Source organism: Chloroflexus sp. MS-G (assembly GCF_000735195.1).
GTDB lineage: Bacteria > Chloroflexota > Chloroflexia > Chloroflexales > Chloroflexaceae > Chloroflexus.
This window is the reverse complement of record NZ_JPIM01000026.1, coordinates 16,668-34,467: the sequence shown is the minus strand read 5'-3', so window position 1 is coordinate 34,467 and position 17,800 is coordinate 16,668. Positions and strand designations below refer to the sequence as shown.

At 52.6% G+C, this 17,800-nt stretch carries 15 protein-coding genes; 4 read left to right on the top strand and 11 right to left on the bottom strand.

Annotated features, from left to right (window positions below; genetic code table 11):
• Nucleotides 1-369: 369 nt before the first annotated feature.
• Both JE47_RS0106835 and JE47_RS0106830 read left to right on the top strand, forming a co-directional pair.
• Nucleotides 370-2,913, top strand: coding sequence for a GAF domain-containing protein (locus JE47_RS0106835; RefSeq protein ID WP_035419131.1), 2,544 nt, complete (start codon nucleotides 370-372; stop codon nucleotides 2,911-2,913).
• 221 nt (nucleotides 2,914-3,134) lie between these two features.
• Nucleotides 3,135-5,153 carry a VanW family protein gene (locus JE47_RS0106830; protein WP_031459041.1) on the top strand — a complete coding sequence of 673 codons (2,019 nt, stop codon included), beginning with the start codon at nucleotides 3,135-3,137 and terminating at the stop codon, nucleotides 5,151-5,153.
• A gap of 240 nt (nucleotides 5,154-5,393) precedes the next feature.
• Here the strand turns inward: JE47_RS0106830 and murI are convergent, their stop codons facing one another.
• The 9 genes from murI to radA all read right to left on the bottom strand — a co-directional run bounded on the left by murI (nucleotide 5,394) and on the right by radA (nucleotide 14,690).
• Nucleotides 5,394-6,182, bottom strand: coding sequence for a glutamate racemase (gene murI / locus JE47_RS0106825; RefSeq protein WP_031459040.1), 789 nt, complete (start codon nucleotides 6,180-6,182; stop codon nucleotides 5,394-5,396).
• A gap of 41 nt (nucleotides 6,183-6,223) precedes the next feature.
• Nucleotides 6,224-6,982 carry a gamma-glutamyl-gamma-aminobutyrate hydrolase family protein gene (locus tag JE47_RS0106820; protein WP_031459039.1) on the bottom strand — a complete coding sequence of 253 codons (759 nt, stop codon included), beginning with the start codon at nucleotides 6,980-6,982 and terminating at the stop codon, nucleotides 6,224-6,226.
• A 15-nt stretch (nucleotides 6,983-6,997) separates the two neighbouring features.
• On the bottom strand, nucleotides 6,998-7,750 hold the full coding sequence (locus JE47_RS0106815; protein ID WP_031459038.1) for a gamma-glutamyl-gamma-aminobutyrate hydrolase family protein: 753 nt from the start codon (nucleotides 7,748-7,750) through the stop codon (nucleotides 6,998-7,000).
• Between the two features lie 191 nt (nucleotides 7,751-7,941).
• On the bottom strand, nucleotides 7,942-10,593 hold the full coding sequence (locus JE47_RS0106810) for a GAF domain-containing protein (protein ID WP_236631154.1): 2,652 nt from the start codon (nucleotides 10,591-10,593) through the stop codon (nucleotides 7,942-7,944).
• Nucleotides 10,594-10,609: 16 nt separating this feature from the next.
• Complete coding sequence (locus JE47_RS0106805; RefSeq protein WP_031459036.1) at nucleotides 10,610-11,188, bottom strand: SpoIIE family protein phosphatase; 579 nt, start codon at nucleotides 11,186-11,188, stop codon at nucleotides 10,610-10,612.
• A gap of 9 nt (nucleotides 11,189-11,197) precedes the next feature.
• Nucleotides 11,198-11,608: an anti-sigma regulatory factor gene (locus JE47_RS0106800; protein WP_031459035.1), complete on the bottom strand. Its 411-nt coding sequence runs from the start codon at nucleotides 11,606-11,608 to the stop codon at nucleotides 11,198-11,200.
• 110 nt (nucleotides 11,609-11,718) lie between these two features.
• The gene (gene dtd, locus JE47_RS0106795; RefSeq protein ID WP_031459034.1) at nucleotides 11,719-12,195 is read right to left on the bottom strand and encodes a D-aminoacyl-tRNA deacylase; all 477 of its coding nucleotides are present in this window, start codon (nucleotides 12,193-12,195) and stop codon (nucleotides 11,719-11,721) included.
• Nucleotides 12,195-13,286, bottom strand: coding sequence for a PIN/TRAM domain-containing protein (locus tag JE47_RS0106790; protein WP_031459033.1), 1,092 nt, complete (start codon nucleotides 13,284-13,286; stop codon nucleotides 12,195-12,197). The genes dtd and JE47_RS0106790 overlap by 1 nt, the downstream gene beginning before the upstream one ends.
• A 3-nt stretch (nucleotides 13,287-13,289) precedes the next feature.
• Nucleotides 13,290-14,690 (bottom strand): DNA repair protein RadA, encoded by a 1,401-nt coding sequence (gene radA, locus JE47_RS0106785; protein WP_031459032.1) that lies wholly within the window; start codon nucleotides 14,688-14,690, stop codon nucleotides 13,290-13,292.
• A gap of 290 nt (nucleotides 14,691-14,980) precedes the next feature.
• On the opposite strand from radA, the gene JE47_RS0106780 reads away from it, so the two are divergent.
• Nucleotides 14,981-15,718, top strand: coding sequence for a winged helix-turn-helix domain-containing protein (locus tag JE47_RS0106780; RefSeq protein ID WP_031459031.1), 738 nt, complete (start codon nucleotides 14,981-14,983; stop codon nucleotides 15,716-15,718).
• A 387-nt stretch (nucleotides 15,719-16,105) separates the two neighbouring features.
• Here JE47_RS0106780 and JE47_RS0106775 read toward each other — a convergent pair whose 3' ends face one another.
• On the bottom strand, nucleotides 16,106-16,441 hold the full coding sequence (locus JE47_RS0106775) for a DUF4491 family protein (protein ID WP_031459030.1): 336 nt from the start codon (nucleotides 16,439-16,441) through the stop codon (nucleotides 16,106-16,108).
• Between the two features lie 48 nt (nucleotides 16,442-16,489).
• Nucleotides 16,490-16,903 carry a DUF4491 family protein gene (locus tag JE47_RS0106770; RefSeq protein ID WP_031459029.1) on the bottom strand — a complete coding sequence of 138 codons (414 nt, stop codon included), beginning with the start codon at nucleotides 16,901-16,903 and terminating at the stop codon, nucleotides 16,490-16,492.
• Nucleotides 16,904-17,158: 255 nt separating this feature from the next.
• On the opposite strand from JE47_RS0106770, the gene rdgB reads away from it, so the two are divergent.
• Nucleotides 17,159-17,761 carry an RdgB/HAM1 family non-canonical purine NTP pyrophosphatase gene (gene rdgB / locus JE47_RS0106765; protein ID WP_031459028.1) on the top strand — a complete coding sequence of 201 codons (603 nt, stop codon included), beginning with the start codon at nucleotides 17,159-17,161 and terminating at the stop codon, nucleotides 17,759-17,761.
• Nucleotides 17,762-17,800: the final 39 nt, after the last annotated feature.

Below are 17,800 nucleotides of genomic sequence, written 5' to 3'. Positions count from 1 at the left end.
ATCACCATAGTGGGTTCTCATACCAATTCCGTCTGTGTAAATGGTGTATGATGCTCCGACCTCGTTCTTACGTCCAGGCACTCGTTGATACGCCGATCATGTCCGTCGCCCCCAAACTGGTGGCTAATACCTTCGCGTCACGCACTTGGTGATAACGAGCATCGAAAGTCACTAGCGCCGGAGGTGTGCGGTTCATCAGTGTCGTGACATTATTCGGTCATCAACGGTGACCCGAATCTGACAACGTTGAAAACTTCCATACCATGAGCCGCGAGCAATTGCTTGAAGTCGCAATTAAAAAGATGTATACTTAGAAATATCTCTCAGAGTGAAACGGGTACTTTCTACTGAATAAAATTAGAGCCGACGATGACACGACGATGGACGGCTTCTCAAACCCGTTTGCTCGCCGATGTAGGTGATCTTCTCGTCTCTCTGAATCGGATCGAGGCGCTGCAACAGGTTGCCCATCACCTTGTTCCTCTACTTGCTAACTGGTGCGCCATCATTATTCGCGATGAACGTCAACGACCATGTCGAGTAGCAATTGCTGCTGCTAATCCGGCTAACCAGCCCCTAGCCGACTATTTAACCCAAAAGGCATTGTTTATTGAGCCGATGTCGGTACCGGCACAGGTTTTGACCAGTAATCGTCCTCTTTTGCTAACTGATCTTAATGAGAAATATATTGAGAATCCACAATTTTCACCTGCATATCGCGAGATTTTGCGCAGAATCCGACCACGCCACATTTTAGGGGTACCTATATCCTTCCAGGAAGTAAATGTTGGTGCTTTAGTGTTAACAATTTCTACACCCTCGCGCCGTTGCTTTTCTACAAACGACATTGAGCTGGCTACTGAGCTGGCTCGTCGGATGGCGATCAGTGTTGAGAATATCCTGCTCTACCGATCCACCCAGCGTCGTCTCGAACAATTGCTGATTGTACAGCGAGTAGCAGCATTGGTAAACTCAACCTTACAAACTGATCGGATTTGTCACCTGGTAGTAGAGCAATTACACACCGTGTTTGGGTATCATTTAGTCAGTATTTATCTCTTGCAGGAAGGAGCGTTGCATCTACAGGCTGCGATTGGATATGATAACGGTTTATCAGTGATCCAGTTGCACGAGGGAGTTGCCGGGCGCGTTATGCGCAGCGGTCAGGCTGAGTTTGTCCGCGATGCCAGCCTCGACCCTGATTTTCTGGAGGTCATACCAGGTACCACTCAGTGTATTATTGTTCCCTTACGATACGAACATTCACCGCCAGTCGGTGTTATTATTATCGAGTCGACCGGTGAGCCGGTTTTAGATGATGAAGATTTCTTTCTGCTTTCCCTCCTGGCCGATCAAATCAGCGTAGCCTTTTTCAACGCAACGCTCTTTGATCGCCTGTATGAGGCGAATGACCGGTTCCGCTCACTGATTGAGCTGGCCGGAAGTCTGGTGATCTACCTTGATGCTGAGCTGAGGATTACAGAATTCAACCCAATGGCCGAGCAGATGTTCGGCCGTACCCGTGCGTCGGTGATAGGTCAATCTTTCGCTACAACGTTGCTCAGTATGGCAGAACAACCATTGTTTGCCGCACTGGTTCGTGAGGTTGTTGCCAGTCGTAGCCGTCGTTCGTTCGAAAGCTCCTTTTGGCTTCATGGGCAAAAGCATTGGGTCGAATGGTCAATGGCCTGTCGCTGTGATCCAAACGGCAAGGTGGTGGAATTCGTGCTCGTCGGACAGGATATTACCGGTCAACGCGAGAAGGCGTTGGCGTTGATTCGTGATGAGCAGCGGTTTCAGATGATCGAGCGGCTTGAAAGCATAGCGATTATGGCTGGCGGTATTGCTCACGATTTTAACAATCTGCTCAATATTATCCTCCATAATGCTGATACATTGCAGACCACCTATTCGGCCCAAACGCTGATTGGTCAACATCTGCAACACATTATCAGTGCCACCCAGCAGGCTGTTGATCTCGTGCAGCAGTTATTATCGCTTGCCGGTCAGCGTTCATCGGTGGTGCAACGCATAAATTTGAACTCGTTGATCAATGAGGTTGTTTCGCCGTGGCAGTCATCGCTGGGAAAAAATATACGAGTTCAACTTGAGCTTGAACCTGCATTGCCGGAGATTATGGTTGATCTGGTGCAGATACGTCAGGTCTTGATGAATCTGTTGGTCAATGCGGCTGAAGCATTACCCGAAGGGCATGGAACCATTTGTATTCAAACCGGTCTCCGACTGCTTACAGTGAATACAATACGGCGCATGGTTCCTCCACAGAACATCGAACCTGGTCAGTATCTCTTCTTGTCCGTCCACGACGATGGTATCGGGATCGATCCGACCATTCTTTCGCGCATTTTTGAGCCTTTCTTTACGACCAAACAACACGGTCATGGTCTAGGACTGGCAGGCGTATTTCAGATCGTGCAGCGACACAACGGTGCACTGACCGTTGATAGTCGACCTGTCCAGGGAAGTACGTTTACCGTTTGGCTGCCGGTTTCCTCGTCAACCGCAACGAGACCGACTCTTGGTGTGGAGAGCAACCACACAATATTGGTCATTGATGATAATCCCGAAATCCGAACACTAACTGAACGCATCTTAACCCGCGCCGGTTATCAGGTGCTAGCATTCAACAGTGGTCGTGATGCCCTGAAAGTGATCGCAGAACGCACCATTGCCTGTGCTTTGGTTGATGTGACCCTGGCTGACATGCATGGCTATGAGGTTTGCCGCCAAATAGCGGCTTTGAACCCAAATATCCCGTTGGCTCTGGTGAGTGGTTATCTGGTGGATGCAGCTCATCTAGTTGATGTGCCGGTTGTCGCTACCTTGCAGAAGCCCTTTCGTGCTGAAGAATTGCTAACATTGGTACGACGATTGATCGCAAAAGACGAGTAACACTCATTCCTCGCTGACACGAGTGCTCTCGTTGGGTGAAGTGCCGATGAGATGGAAACAAGCCCTAAGTTGGGTGAGAGGATAGGGCGAAGCGTTGTCTTTGCTAAAACAGCTTAAAATGCAACAATCAATCAATTTGTCAGGTTTGTTTTATTGACATCCATAATTGGCAAGAGTATATTAGGTTGTCGGGCAAATTGCACGTGGCGAGGAGGATTTTGGTGTCGGCTCAGCATTCACAGCCTTTCGATCCAACGTATGAGGGCACTGAAGGTAAGGTATTCTCTCCTGACACAGTTGATGGAACTGCTCGCGAGGGACACGTGCCGTCAGCGCGGCGTGGTACCAACCAACATTCCCGACGTAAAGGGGAATGGAGATGGCGTTGGTTGCTGTTTGTCTTGTTTAGTAGCGTTGCGCTGATCGTTGGTGGATGGCTCTATCTTGATCGCTTCTATGCTGGTCGTGTATTCCCGAATGTGAGTATCCAGGGCGTGCCTGTCGGTAGTCTCACCCGTGAAGAAGCACGGGCCGCGATTGAAGCTCGCTTCGCCTCTTTTTTGGCGCAACCGGTTATATTGACCTACAGCGGACGAACCTGGACTCCCACGCTGGCCGAGTTAGGGGTCACACTGGCAATTGATGAGGCACTCGATGCTGCCCTGGCTGTTGGCCACAGTGATAATCTCTTCACCAATCTTCGGCAGATAAGTGCAATTTGGCAACAAGGGAGTGAAATTCCTCTCCGCCTTCTGATTGACCAGGATGTTATGCAGCGCTATCTGTTGGCCCGAGTTGCCGAAGTAGAGCAACCGGCACTTGACGCCCGGTTAGTGCTTCATGGAACAACCGTAGAGGTTATGCCTGGTACCGTTGGTCGTCAGGTGTTGGTGGCTGAGACGTTGCAAGAGATGCTAGCCGCACTTCAAGACTTGAACCCCGATACCGTGGCGTTGCGTACTCGGACGCTCGAACCGTCACTGCGTGATGATGCCGCCTTTGCCGCTCAAGATCAGATTGCGACCATTCTGGCCGGGCCGGTAACCTTCATCATCGGTAATCGGCCATTTGTCTGGTCGCTTGATGACCTGGTGCACCTAATCCGGGTTGAGCGTGTTTCCGATCCAGCCGGTGATCGCCTGGAAGTGCAGATTGATCGCGATCTCGCTATGGAACGCATCATTGCTCTGGGTGATGCAACAGAAGTGAAGGGTACCAACCCACGGCTTAACTGGAACGTGGGAAAACTAGAAATCTTTCAGGAAGGAAAACCGGGTAGGCGGATCGATGAAGAACAGACGTTGGCAGCAGTGCTTGACGTATTGAATAAACCAGCCGATCAGCGCACAATAACAGTGAAATTTCGAGAGATTCCACCTCCGGTTACTGCTGATAATCTCGATCAGTTAGGGATTACGACCCTCCTTGGGGTTGGCCGTAGTGATTTCACCGGTTCTGCGCCCTACCGGATTACGAACATCCAGGCCGGCATGCGCTTGCTGCACGGTATCTTGATTGCTCCTGGTGAGGAATTTTCGTTCAATCAAACCATTGGACGTATTGATAGCTCAAATGGCTTTGTTGAGGGGTATGCCATTGTGCAAAATCGAACCCAGCTCGAGTGGGGTGGTGGGATCTGTCAAGACAGTACTACCGTCTTTCGGGCTGCATTTTGGGCTGGCTTACCGATCACCGAGCGTTGGGGTCATTCGTTTTATATCAGTTGGTATGATCGGTACGCTTTTGGGCCGTATGGCGATGGGCCAGGTATGGATGCCACCATCTTCACCGGTGGTCCTGATCTGAAGTTTCTTAACGACACCGGTGGGTGGATTTTGATGCAGACGCTGGTCGATACTCGCCGGAATCTGGCCGAAGTACGACTCTATGGCCCAGAAACCGGTCGTAAGGTGTTGCTCGAAGGACCTGTTATTACCAATCGCACGCCACCACCAACCGAGCCAGTTTACGTGGCCGTTCCCGAACGCCCGGTAGGTCAGCCGCGGCAAAGCGACAAGGCTCGTGGCGGGATGGATATTCACTTCACACGCATTGTCCTCGGCCCTGATGGGAAAGAGATCGAGCGCCGTGAATTTGTAACGCGCTTCAAGCCCTGGCCTGACATCTTCGAGTACAATCCGGCTGATCTTGGCCCTGACGGTAAGCCGTTGCCAACACCGACACCACCGTCTCAATCTGAGCCGCTGCCAACGGAAATACCAGACGGGACGACAGGATAACAGCACAGAATCGGCATGTGAATGTTCCCCATTCCTGGGTACGCGGGCCGCTGGCCCGCTTCCGCACGTCAACGAGTGGAATCCTTGTCATTTCTGGGTACGCGGGCCGCTGGCCCGCTCCAGTGTAAACGCACGGCATCCTCGAATGCAGGTTATCTGACGATGCTCTACGGCAACCTCACCACCACAGGAGGGCGACTCCTCGCCTGCACCGTTCGAGTACCGAAACAGCCATGACGGCTATTTGATGATCACATCTGTTGCCTCGATCTGGACGCCACTCAGTGGTAAAGGCGCACCCCAAACCCGATGAAGCGCCGGCGCAATCTGTGCTGGATCGCCGGTAGTGACACAACGAATGTTGCCACTCTCTGAGGGGTGATTGATCTGTTGCGCGATCCGTGCCGTTTGAGCTGCTACTGCCGGGCTGGTATCAATGATAACAACCCCCGGTTCGACACACGTCTCAATGAGTGGTTTCAGCGGAGGGAAGTGCGTACAGCCTAATACAAGCACATCAGCTTCGGGTGCGGATGCAAGATGCTTAAGAATCAGACTCCGGGTGTGCTCACTCGTTAACTCGCCAGCCTCGACCTGTTCAACCAGATCAGGACACGCCAGCGGGTACACTTCAACATCCGCTGCGTAGGCATGAACCAGGCTACGAAAACGCTCGCTGGCGATAGTCCCACTGGTCGCCAGCACGGCAACTTTCCCTCGACGAGTAGCCGCTACCGCCGGTTTTACACCCGGTTCCATGCCCACAACCGGTACCGGTAATGTGCGCCGTAAGAGTTCCACTGCTGCGGCGGTTGCAGTATTACAAGCTATCACCACAATGTGCGCACCGTGATCGACCAACCAGCGTCCGCAAGCCAATGCCCGATCACGGATTTCATCGATAGGACGAGGCCCATAAGGGCAGTAAGCACTATCGGCCAAATAGAGCAGATCGGCGGCAGGGAGCCTTTCACGGATGGCTCGCATCACCGACAGTCCACCCAGTCCAGAGTCAAAAATGCCAATCATATGTAGTTCAGTTGTATCGGATATCAACAGCCTTACGCCGACTACCCATGCTGGGTCGGGCGTTGCCGACATGCAGAAACAAAATCAGTGAAGAGTGCTCGCCAGCGCGGTTCACTGCTATCCCATAGATGTTCGGGGTGGCATTGTACAGCCATCAGGTAGTGACCATCGGTTGTTTCAAAGGCCTCGATGATACCGTCAGGCGCATGAGCGGTGATCTGTAAACCAGGTGCGAGCTGCTTGATGGCCTGATGATGCATCGTATTGCAGCCGATATGCGTGGTTTGCAAGATTGCGGCCAGCCGTGAGTCGGGGCGAATAGTCAGTGTATGGGCTAGCTCGGTCCAGGCCCGAGTGCGGCTGTTTGCACGATGGTCGATGGATGTGTCAAGCTGAGCAGGAATATCCTGGTAGAGTGATCCACCGAGAGCCACGTTAATGACCTGCAAGCCTCGACAAATGCCGAGCAGCGGTTTGCGATCTGCTCGCGCCCAGCGGGTTAATGCGATCTCAACTGCATCGCGTTGGCGATCAACATTTCCCAGCCTGGGGTGCGGTGCTTCGTCATAGTAAGCCGGATCAACATCATCGCCACCTGGTAGCAAGATACCGGCACAGAGATGGTACAAGTGGCGAATCGCCTCCAAATCATCGCTCAGATAGATGATAAGCGGAATACCACCGGCAGCTTCGATGGCGCGCAGGTACGTTGGACGCACAGCTTGCAGATCACGCCCATCGGTACTGTTGCCGACCGACATTGCGGTAATGCCGATCAAAGGACGGAGTTGAGTATTCATAGGTGTTCAATATGGTTATGCGGCGCGACTCTGACGGTGATGATCGCCACAGCTCTGTACAAACGCAGCAAAGAGATGCTGCCAGCGCGGATCAACGGTTGCCTGCAAGGCTTCAGGATGGCACTGCACGCCAATGATAAAGGTCGGCCCTTCACTCTCTAGCGCTTCGATCACGCCATCGGGTGCCCAGGCAACAGCACGTAAGCCGGTCGCCACACGGCGCACTGCCTGATGGTGCAGAGAATTGATCATCAGATGCGTTGTTCCCAACATCCGGGCCAGGCGCGAGTCAGCAGCAATCGTGATCGAATGTGCCAGAAACGTCCAATCTTCGTGCGTATATGACAGATTGTGATCAATAGTTGTGTCGATCTGTGAAGGAATATCCTGGTACAGCGATCCACCGAGTGCTACGTTAATCAACTGCACGCCACGACAGATGCCAAGCAGAGGTTTTCCTTCAGCAGCGGCCCAGCGTGCCAGGCGCAGTTCGGTCAGATCACGGGGTGGATCGATTGTTCCGAGCCGTTCATGCGGTTGATCACCGTAGTGATTTGGTGCAATATCACCACCACCGGCGAGTAGGACACCATCGAGTCGTTCGTAGATGGTGCGCAATGTCGCAGCGTCAAGGAGCGGGGGAATTAAAAGGGGTGCGCCGCCGGCCTGCAAAACAGCGTCGATATATGTTTGGCGATGACCGTATGATGGCGGACACCAATCGCGATCATGGAAGGTACCGCACGATATTCCGATCAAAGGTGTCATCTACACTTCCTCCATATTTGAGGTATTGTTCGTATTATGAATGGGCATTATATCACAGCACGGTGAAATTTCCTCAGCCGGAAGATTGGTTATCCGTGATAAGGACTGTACAGGTTTTCATCCTACCCGGCAGTGGGATGGATGTAATGAATAGCAGCAAACACGGCTAAAAACTGCAATCTTCGTGAACTCTAGCTGTGATCGCCAGCCACCGGGAGGACGAGCGAAAAGGTGCTACCGACACCCACCGTACTCTCCACCCATATCCGGCCACCGAGCAATTCCACCAGCGGTTTGACAATCGACAGACCGAGACCTGTACCACCGGCTTCTACCTTGAGCGGGTTATCGCTACGGAAGAAGCGATCAAAGATACGTGGCAGATCCTCAGGGCGGATGCCAACGCCGGTATCGCTGATGCTCAGCAGGAGATAACGACGGTTATCGCTCAGTGTACTTCGTATTGGTTCGGGCAGATCGACATTCATCACTTCGCGGGCTGCGATAGTGATCGAGCCGCCAGCCGGTGTATACTTCACCGCGTTGGAGAGGATATGAAACAAAATCTGGTGCAGGCGCATCGAATCGGCCCGGATCAGAGGCAGGCCCGGCGGGAGCAAGATAGTTAGTTGATGGCGTCGCTGTGTGATTTGAGGTTGCAGTTCGGCAATGACACCGCTAAGCGCTTCAGCAAGATGCAGCGCACGCCATTCGAGATCAATGCTCCCCGACTCAATTTTGGTAATTTCGAGTACGTCATTGATCAGGTTGATCATACGCTCGGTGTTGTTGTAAATCGTGTTCACAAATTCGCGCTGCGTATCATTCAACTGACCGAGGCCCCCCATAGCCAGCAACTGGGTGAATCCCTTGATCGCAGTCATTGGAGTACGCAGCTCGTGAGACATCGTGCCGATAAACTCATTCTTCATGCGATCAGCTTCAACTTCACGGGTAATATCGCGCAATACCAACAGTGCACCGAGCAGCTCGTCATCGTCTTTGAGTACCGGACTGAGCGCGAAATTGATCGTTTTCCCCGCAATAACCGCAGTCGTAGTAAACGTTCGTGCTGCACCGTCAACGGTTAACGGTCGGCGTAAGAGATCATCAAGTGGCAATTCAGCCGCATGGTTACCGAGGTAGCGATGAATGATGTCATGCAGGTTCCAAAGCAGTAACTCTTCCAATGGTCGATGGAGGATGCGACTGGCAGCCTGATTGATGCTGATCACACCACCGTAGAGATCGCACACGATCACACCATCGAGTAAACTTTGCAAGATTGCAGCGATCTGACTAGTCTCTTTTTGCTGGCGATCAAGAAGTTCGTAGCGACGTTCGGCTTCGGCACTGATCATGCGGAACAGATTAGCGTTATTAATGCCAATCGCAATTGCGCCGGCGCAGGCATTGAGCAACCGCACATGCCCTTCGCTGAAGAAATGGGTCTGTGGGTGCGAGAGGGTCATAACGCCAATGACCTCACCCTGCACAAAAAGCGGAACGGCGATCATCGATCCCTCCCGCTTCCGGCTACTGCCAGGAATGGTGATCCACCGCTCATCTTTTGCCACATCATGCACCAGGACGGTTTGCCCGTGTTGGGCTGCCCAACCGGCAATGCCCTGACCAATCGCAAAGCGTACCGTGTTGTCGGGGGTTACCTTTTTGCCGAGAATAGCACGTGTGACCAGCAGGCTGGGATTATCTTCTTCGGTGAGCAGAATTGAGGCATGTTCGGCTTGCACAATGCGCGCCAACATCGTCAGTGAGTTATTGAGAATCTGATCGAGGTCGAGGGTCTGATTGACCTGAGCAGCGATTGCGTGCAGTGTCGCCAGACGGTTCTTCTCTTCTTCCAGCTCACGAGTGCGTTCAATCACACGCTGTTCAAGGTCGGCATTGAGAGTACGAATCGTGTGATACAACTCTGCATTCTGGAGAGCAATGGCAGCCTGGCTGGCAATGCTCTGGGCCAGGTCTTGCATAAAGCGTAGATCGAGCGGGTTTTGCAGTTCTTGAAGGGTGATAGCACCGATCAAGCCAGTCCCACCTGTCATCGGGATGATCAAGACACCGCACCCGGCGATCAGCCAGTCGTGCGTAGGATCGGCAGACGGAGCAGGCCAGAATACACCGTTCTGAAATGCAGTCTGGAAAACGGGGTTTGTCTCAGGCAAGACGTAGCCGATGGTTGGGCCATCACCATTACCACGGGTGGCAACGACCTTGAGCCGTTGTTGTTCGTCAACCAGCCAGACGGCGACATGGTGTGCTTCGGTCAGACGATACAGGCTATCGATCACAATTTCGAGTAGCTCATCACGGTCGAGCGTTGCTGAAAGACGCTGTGAAATATCGTTGAGTGCCTTCAGTTGCAATGCACGCTGATCGGCTGCTGCTGAAGCAGAATCGAGGCTAGCAGCAATAAACTCGCGTTCCTGGATGAGCTGATTGGTGTGTTCAGACCAGATTTCGATCAGAATAGTTGTGGTTTGCTCAAAGAGATCGGCCAGGGCATCGACGATCGTCAGCTCGGCTGGTTCACGCAGTAATGTCGTGCGTAAGGTACGGTGCAGATAGTGGAGACTCCGTACCATTGCCGGTACATCAGGTTCGGTCTCGCCTGTTATCCAATCGGTAAACAGCTCGCGCAATGGCAACTCGTTGCCTTCCGCCGCAGCAATGAGAGCTAACACAAAGCGTTTTGTGTCAATGTGTGATTGTACCGCTACCGGGCTGGCAGCAGATTCAAGCTGATTTGACCAGTGCTGTAGCAAGGCGGTCTGTTGGTTGTCGAGCCATTGGCTGAGTGTGTACTTCATGATGCGCAAGGCCAACACTATCTGCTCTGTGCTATTCGCAGCGGATCACCACGACTGTTGCATCGTCGTTGTCCTTACCGAAGCGTTGCAAAATCTCGTCGGCAATCTGCTGCGGTGGCTGATAGAGATCGGGTGATTGCTCGGTTGTGAATCGACTCGAAATCCCATCACTATATAAAACGAAGATGTCACCCGAATTGTAAGTATAGGTCATACGCAAGAGTTGTGGTAGGCGATAGCCCACGATTCCGTTTTTCGATATTGGCTTGATCAGCAAATCACTATAGACTTGCACACCAATGTTTCCCACTCCTACAAACTCAGCGGAACGGTCTCTGGCATCGAGACGCAGCAGTGCCATCACTGCGCCACGACTACCGGCAAGTGCGCGATCCGCCTGATGCATCAATTCTGTTAGTTCCAGAGTAGGCTGACGTTTAAGAACACTCACTGCACGCTGCGCAGCTTCGGCAGCCGCTTCTCCACCGCCAAGCCCGTCAATGACCGCTGCTAAGAGGTGGTTGTCCGCGAACGGAAGAATGACATACGCATCGCCACTAACACTTTGCCCCGCTTTCGGGCGGATAGCTGCTCCCCACGAAAATTTCATAATTCCTCATCACTGACGCAATGATCGCCACTTCACTGCACGGACGGTTGTCCCGATCCCTGGGGTTGAACGAATCTCAAACTCATCCATGAGCCGGCGCACACCGGGCAAACCGGCTCCTAGCGAATGAGTCGTGCTATAACCATCGCGGAGTGCCAGTTCAATATCAGGGATGCCCGGCCCATTATCGCGTGCCTCAACCGCTATCCCCACGGTCGTGTTGTCACGCTGAAGACGGGTAAGCACTATTTCGCCGCCACCGGCATGCCGGATCAAGTTGTGAGCCAGCTCGAGAATGCAGATTTCAACGCGCGTGCGGTCGGTCTCACTGAATTGTAGCTCGGTAGCGAGTCGGCGACCACTGCTAAGCGCAACGTAGACATCTGCTTCACGCTGGACGCGAAACGTCATCGATTCCATACTGTCACAATTATACCCGATGGCGCTTAACGATATGTGACCGTACATTTGATTGTGGGTCGGTTTGAACGAGATCATCACTGCCGACAGGGAAAGATACAGACTCCTGCCTAGCTCGATGATCGGGCGCGGCGCGGCATTTGGAGGTCTCCACTATCAATGACCAGGGTTACCGGGCCATCATTGATCAAGGCAACCTGCATCATAGCCCCAAAGACACCAGTCGCAACACGGATGTTATGGGTGCGTAAAGCATCAACAAAGGCATCCACAAGCGGCGCGGCAAGTTCAGGACGGGCCGCAGCCGTAAAACTGGGTCGGCGACCCTTGCGGGTGTCAGCGTAAAGGGTGAACTGCGATACAACTAATGCCTCACCACCAACATCAAGCAAGGAGAGATTGAATTTTCCCTCCTGGTCGCTAAAAATGCGGAGTTGCGCAATTTTAGCGGCCAGCAGTATCGCATCGGTTGCTGTATCGGTATGGCTCACGCCAAGGAGAATCAATAACCCACGACCAATTGCGCCCACAATGTGACCATCGACCGTTACTGATGCTTCACTGACACGTTGAATAACTGCACGCATTACGTTTCCTCAACAGGAACTGCAAAGACCAGACGACCGGTTTGCGTCTGATGAATCCGGGTTACCACGACCTCAATCGTCTGTCCAATCAGATGCCGCGCATTCTCGACGATCACCGGTGTTCCATCATCAAGAAACCCAACTCCCTGCTGACGGGCGTTACCTTCGTTACGGATCAGAATCTGCAATCGTTGATCCTGCGCCACTGGCGGACGCAGGGCATCGCTCAATTGATTGATGCTCAGCACGGTTACCCCTTGCAAACCGGCTACGCGATGGAGATTGTAATCGTTCGTAATGATCGGGCAGCGATGCCGACGGGCCAGCTCGATCAATTTATCGTCAACACGAAGTGCGTCAGGGAGATCATAGTGAACAATCTCGATGGGTAGGGGCGAAGATTGTTGCATCTGGTTCAGTAAATCAAGGCCGCGCCGTCCTTTCTGGCGCCGTAAATCATCGTTCGAGTCGGCCAGCATTTGCAATTCGGTTAAGACGAATGAAGGGATGAGGAGTGTTCCTTCAATAAAACCGGTACGTGCCACGGCTGCGATCCGACCATCGATAATCGCACTAGTATCGATAAGATAGCGTCGCTCAGGTGGTGATGACGGAGGCGATTCAGAAGGGACTGCCGTTATAGTTGACGCTGACGTTCGCTGTTGTTGCCAACGATTGACGAGTTCGACAAATTCGCGTTTTCGTAAATACAGGAGCGATGCACTAAAGTAGATCAGAATTGCAGTGACGATGGTGGGTAACAGGTTTCGATACGGCGCAGGTAGCGTATTCAATGGTACGGTAAGCAATGCGCCGATAAAACTACCGAACACAACACCTAGGACGACTAGAATAACTTCATAGAGAGGAATAGTGCGTGCCTGGCGGAAAAGAGAGCGCAGTGGATCAACAATGACCCGTGGCGCAAGGATCAGCCCCAGGCCGCCACCGGCAAGCGCCAGCAACAGAGTCGCTTGAGTCTGTTCAACCGTTGGATTTGGCCCTGAGAGCGAGCGACCGATCCAGAAACCAAGATAGGCCATCCAGCCAAAGCCAAACAAGCGCACCAGAAGATCGAGACCTAGTCTCATATCTCACCCTTCATCAATGTCCAGCGTAGAGGAAGGTGTCGTTTTGCGGGTGAGGAGTTCAACGGCTTCAGATAGAGACCGTACTGGTGTGATGCGCAGACCAGTTGGTGCTTCGAGCGTAAAGTGTGCTGGCACAATTGCACGTCGAAAACCCAGCTTTACCGCTTCACTCAGCCGACGTTCAAGCTGACTGACACTACGTAATTCACCCGACAACCCTATCTCGCCAAGACAGACGATGTCGGGGTCAATGCGCTGATTACGGTACGATGAGGCAATAGCCAGCGCTACCGCAAGATCGGCTGCCGGTTCGCTGATCCGCAGACCGCCGACGATATTGACATACAAATCCTGATTAAAGAGTGGAATACCAACCCGCTTCGCGAGGACGGCGGTAAGCATCAGCAGTCGATTAAGATCAAAACCGTTGGTCGTCCGTCGTGGTTGAGCATTCCCGGAATGTGATGTCAGCGCCTGCACTTCAACCAGTAATGGACGGGTGCCCTCCAGAGTTACTGCAACTGTCGAACCAGGACTTTGGGTATTGCGCTCAGCGAGAAAGACTTGAGAAGGATTACGAACCTCGCGCAAGCCGTCACCGGTCATTTCAAATACTCCAACTTCATTGGTGCTACCGAAGCGATTTTTTACACCACGCAGGAGCCGAAACTGGTGGAAGCGATCCCCTTCAAGATACAACACAACATCAACGATATGTTCGAGCACACGGGGACCGGCAATTGCCCCCTCTTTGGTCACGTGACCAACCAGGACAATGGGAATAGCGGTCTCCTTCGCCAGTTGCATTAGACGCAAGGCCCCTTCGCGTACCTGGGAAACACTCCCGGCAGCGCTGGTTAACTCAGGGAGGTATACCGTCTGGATCGAGTCTACAATCGCGAGCCGGGGGCGTAAATTGCGGATGTGCTCAATGATCAGATCAAGCGACGTCTCAGCCAGGAGAAAAAGGTCATCGGCGTGAAGGCCGAGTCGTTCAGCGCGCAGCCTGATCTGTTGCGCCGATTCTTCTGCGCTCACATAAAGCGCCGGCCCGACACTAGCCGCGAAGTGCGCGGCAACCTGACCGAGGAGCGTTGACTTTCCCACGCCAGGATCACCACCGATCAGCACGACCGAACCAGGTACAAGCCCACCGCCGAGAACACGGGCGAACTCATCGGCGTAGACCGGGAGGCGTTGGAAATCGGTCAGGGGCACATCACGCAGACGGACAGGTTGATTCTGTCCGGTAGAAGATGCTCGTCCGCCACCGGTAGCTCGAGGTGGAATGACGAGCTGCTCGACCAGACTATCCCATGCGCCACATTCAGGGCATTTTCCCATCCAGCGTGTTTGCTGGGCGCCACATTGTTGGCAGACGAAAACGGTACGTGTCTTTGCCATAACCGTATTATACCACCGGACAAGTGATGCCGAATCGAAACGGAATCCATAATACTCCCATCCAGGCTTTTATGACAAAAATCGGTACCCTTCATCGAATTTTATTATACGAAACATAAATATTATGAAATTGGTAGAAAGTATTGTTGTTTCGCATATAGTATCAGAAACATGTTCACGATATACAGACTAGTACTATAGATTGGTAGGAGTAATGGGTGATTGCTCTTCGGTATGGTAAAGTCGTATAATCGGCGACACTGGGCTGTTCTGACGATAGGATATTCATCATGTTGACGGGTACTGCACTCCTCGTTGAGCGCGATAATCGGCTGCGTAAGGCGATAGTAGCTGAGCTGAACCGCTCACATTGGGCCGTTTTGGCAACCGATGATCTGTATGCTGCACGTGATTATTTGGAACGTGGTGCTTTTGACCTTTTCTTCTTTAATTTGAGCGTATCCCCCTTCTTGAATTGTGATATTTTGGAACATTTTTCGATGAAACGACCGGAAATGGTTTCAGTTTTGTACGGTCGCGGCTTTGAAGTAGCGTTGCGGCGACCTGCAATGGTTGAATATATGCCCCCGCCATTATCATCCAGGAATGTACGTCATGTGTTGCAGCGGATTCACCACCGCTGGTACCGCGCCCCATCGCACACCGGCAAGCGTCTGGCCGAGACCTCATCATTACGCTCATACGCCGTCCGGCCACCGATTATGATTGATGCCCATCAATCGTGTATCACCATTGGGGGCGATGTGATTAAACTCAGTGACGATGAAGTAGAAATCCTGGAGCGCATTGCACGAGCACCGCAACAGATGTTGTCGTTTCAATTGTTGGCTCAGATGTTGTATATCCAAGACATTAGCCACGATGAAGCTCGTGAAATGGTGAAGGGGCGGGTGTATCGCATCCGGCAGAAGATCGAGGAAAATCCCGACGAGCCAACCCTTCTCTGTCCGGTACGGGGGCTCGGCTTTACGCTGCGTTCATCGGTGACGCTGGTGCGGCTGGTTTAACGACTGTTATTATGCAGTTGAGCGCCTATCCGAAACATCACGACGGATAAACCTCGGCGATGGATGTAATGCGGTGCACGAGATTCACGAGGAGGGGTAAGGCGCCGCCTCACCCCTACCGGTATCCACGACGACGATCACAGAGCGCCTATCCGACACATTCTGTTGCAGCAGCAGATCAGTCGGGGCACAGCACTGCTGCGCCCGTCCTTCCATTGATGGGTTGCATCTATTGCACCGTGAGACGGTTATTCGGATAGGCACTAAACGACAACAAAAGTCGGGGCAGGTTGAAAACCTACCCCAACGAACATATCGCCAGTGCTACCACTTCCCACCAGACACATCGGCGGCTCGGACAGCCAGCTTGTCTTGTAAGGTACTCTCCTAGAGGTGCGGCGCCTTGATCTTCCGAATGAGTTCAACAAACGGCGGTAGCGGCTTTGGATTCGGATTACGTGGAAACCACCCCAATTCCGCCCGAACTGCCTGCTCCTTCAGCTCGGTCGCACCCCAGATGAAAGAGGCACCGGTCACCCCTAACAACGCCGACCATCCTGCGTCAGCGACAAAGAGCGATAGCACAACAATACCGATTCCAAACAACATTGGGTATGGCCACCAGAGGTATCCGAGGTAGTATTCCATCCGAATGACCCAGAAAAACCCAAACCCAATGATTCCCAGGCTGAACAGACCAATGGCAATTCCTTCCCACGACATAACGTTCCCTCACTAGCATTTCAATTCACGATAGGAACTATTACGGTATCAGGCAACTTCCGGCTCGCGATCTCGTACCGATTGTTGGGTTATCAATGGTACATCGCCCGGCTCGCGATCAAGTGGGTCGTGAAGCGTCGCCCGTCCTTCGGCCAGATACCGAGCATGACGCGGGTTATGAGGGTTGGCCGGTGCATGGCCATGGCGTACTCGTCGATCCTGGCGTACCAGCTCGAAGGCATCCCACCACAATGCCATACCTACCACACTACATACGCCACCGATTGTTACATTCGGTGCAAAGAGTGCTGCAATGTTCAATCCGAAACCCGCAGCGATCAGAATAAACATTGGTGGCCGAATGTTGGCACATTTCGCCTCTAACCAGCGTACTCCAACGTGCCCCCACCAGATGCTAAGAAAGGTCGCGATGGCTAACCAGAGACCACTTGTTTGTAGCATTGCTCTTCCCTTACAAATCTATACAAATCTTAGCAATCCCTTGCAGTATTCCACAGGAACTCTTCCGTGTCAAGAGAAGAAAAAGACGTATGTAGACTCGGCAAGAAGTCTGTCATCGTGGAATGAACGAGGGTAAGACACCCGCGCTGCGTTGAGATAGAGCTGGTCAGGAATCATCAAAAGTTGCTCACGCCTGTACCTTCGTGTACAATGGCACACAACTTTGTTGGGAATAAATCGGCTTGTGTTAGACCTATGCGCGAACTACTTATCGCTACCCATAATCCGGGTAAATTACGCGAATTTGCCGACATATTTGCCGACCTTAACCTGCGTCTCTATTCGCTGGCCGATGTAGGCATTCAAACCGTGGTAGAAGAGACCGGACAGACCTTCGCCGAAAATGCGCGTCTGAAGGCTGAAGGGTATCGGTCACTTAGCGGCTTACCGACGTTAGCCGACGATAGTGGTCTCGAAGTAGCAGCACTCGGTGGTGCGCCTGGCATCCATTCAGCGCGGTATGGCGGTCTTTCTGGGGCGGCACAATTACAGTACCTGCTCGATCAAATGCGTGATATTCCCTGGCATCAACGACTCGCACGCTTTGTATGCGTCATTGCGTTGGCCCATCCTGAATACCCAACCGAACTTGTTGAAGGCACTCTTCCTGGTGTGATCGAGTTTACACCTCGTGGAACTGGTGGCTTTGGCTACGATCCGATCTTTTATGTTCTCGATGAAGATGCAACACTGGCCGAGCTAAGTGCCGAGCGCAAAAATCAGATCAGTCATCGGGCGAAAGCGGCACGGGCGGCTCGTGAGGTGTTGTTACGTTGGCAACGGGCGACAGATGGCTAACCCTTGGCCTTACGGGGATGGCTGAACATCTCCGTATTT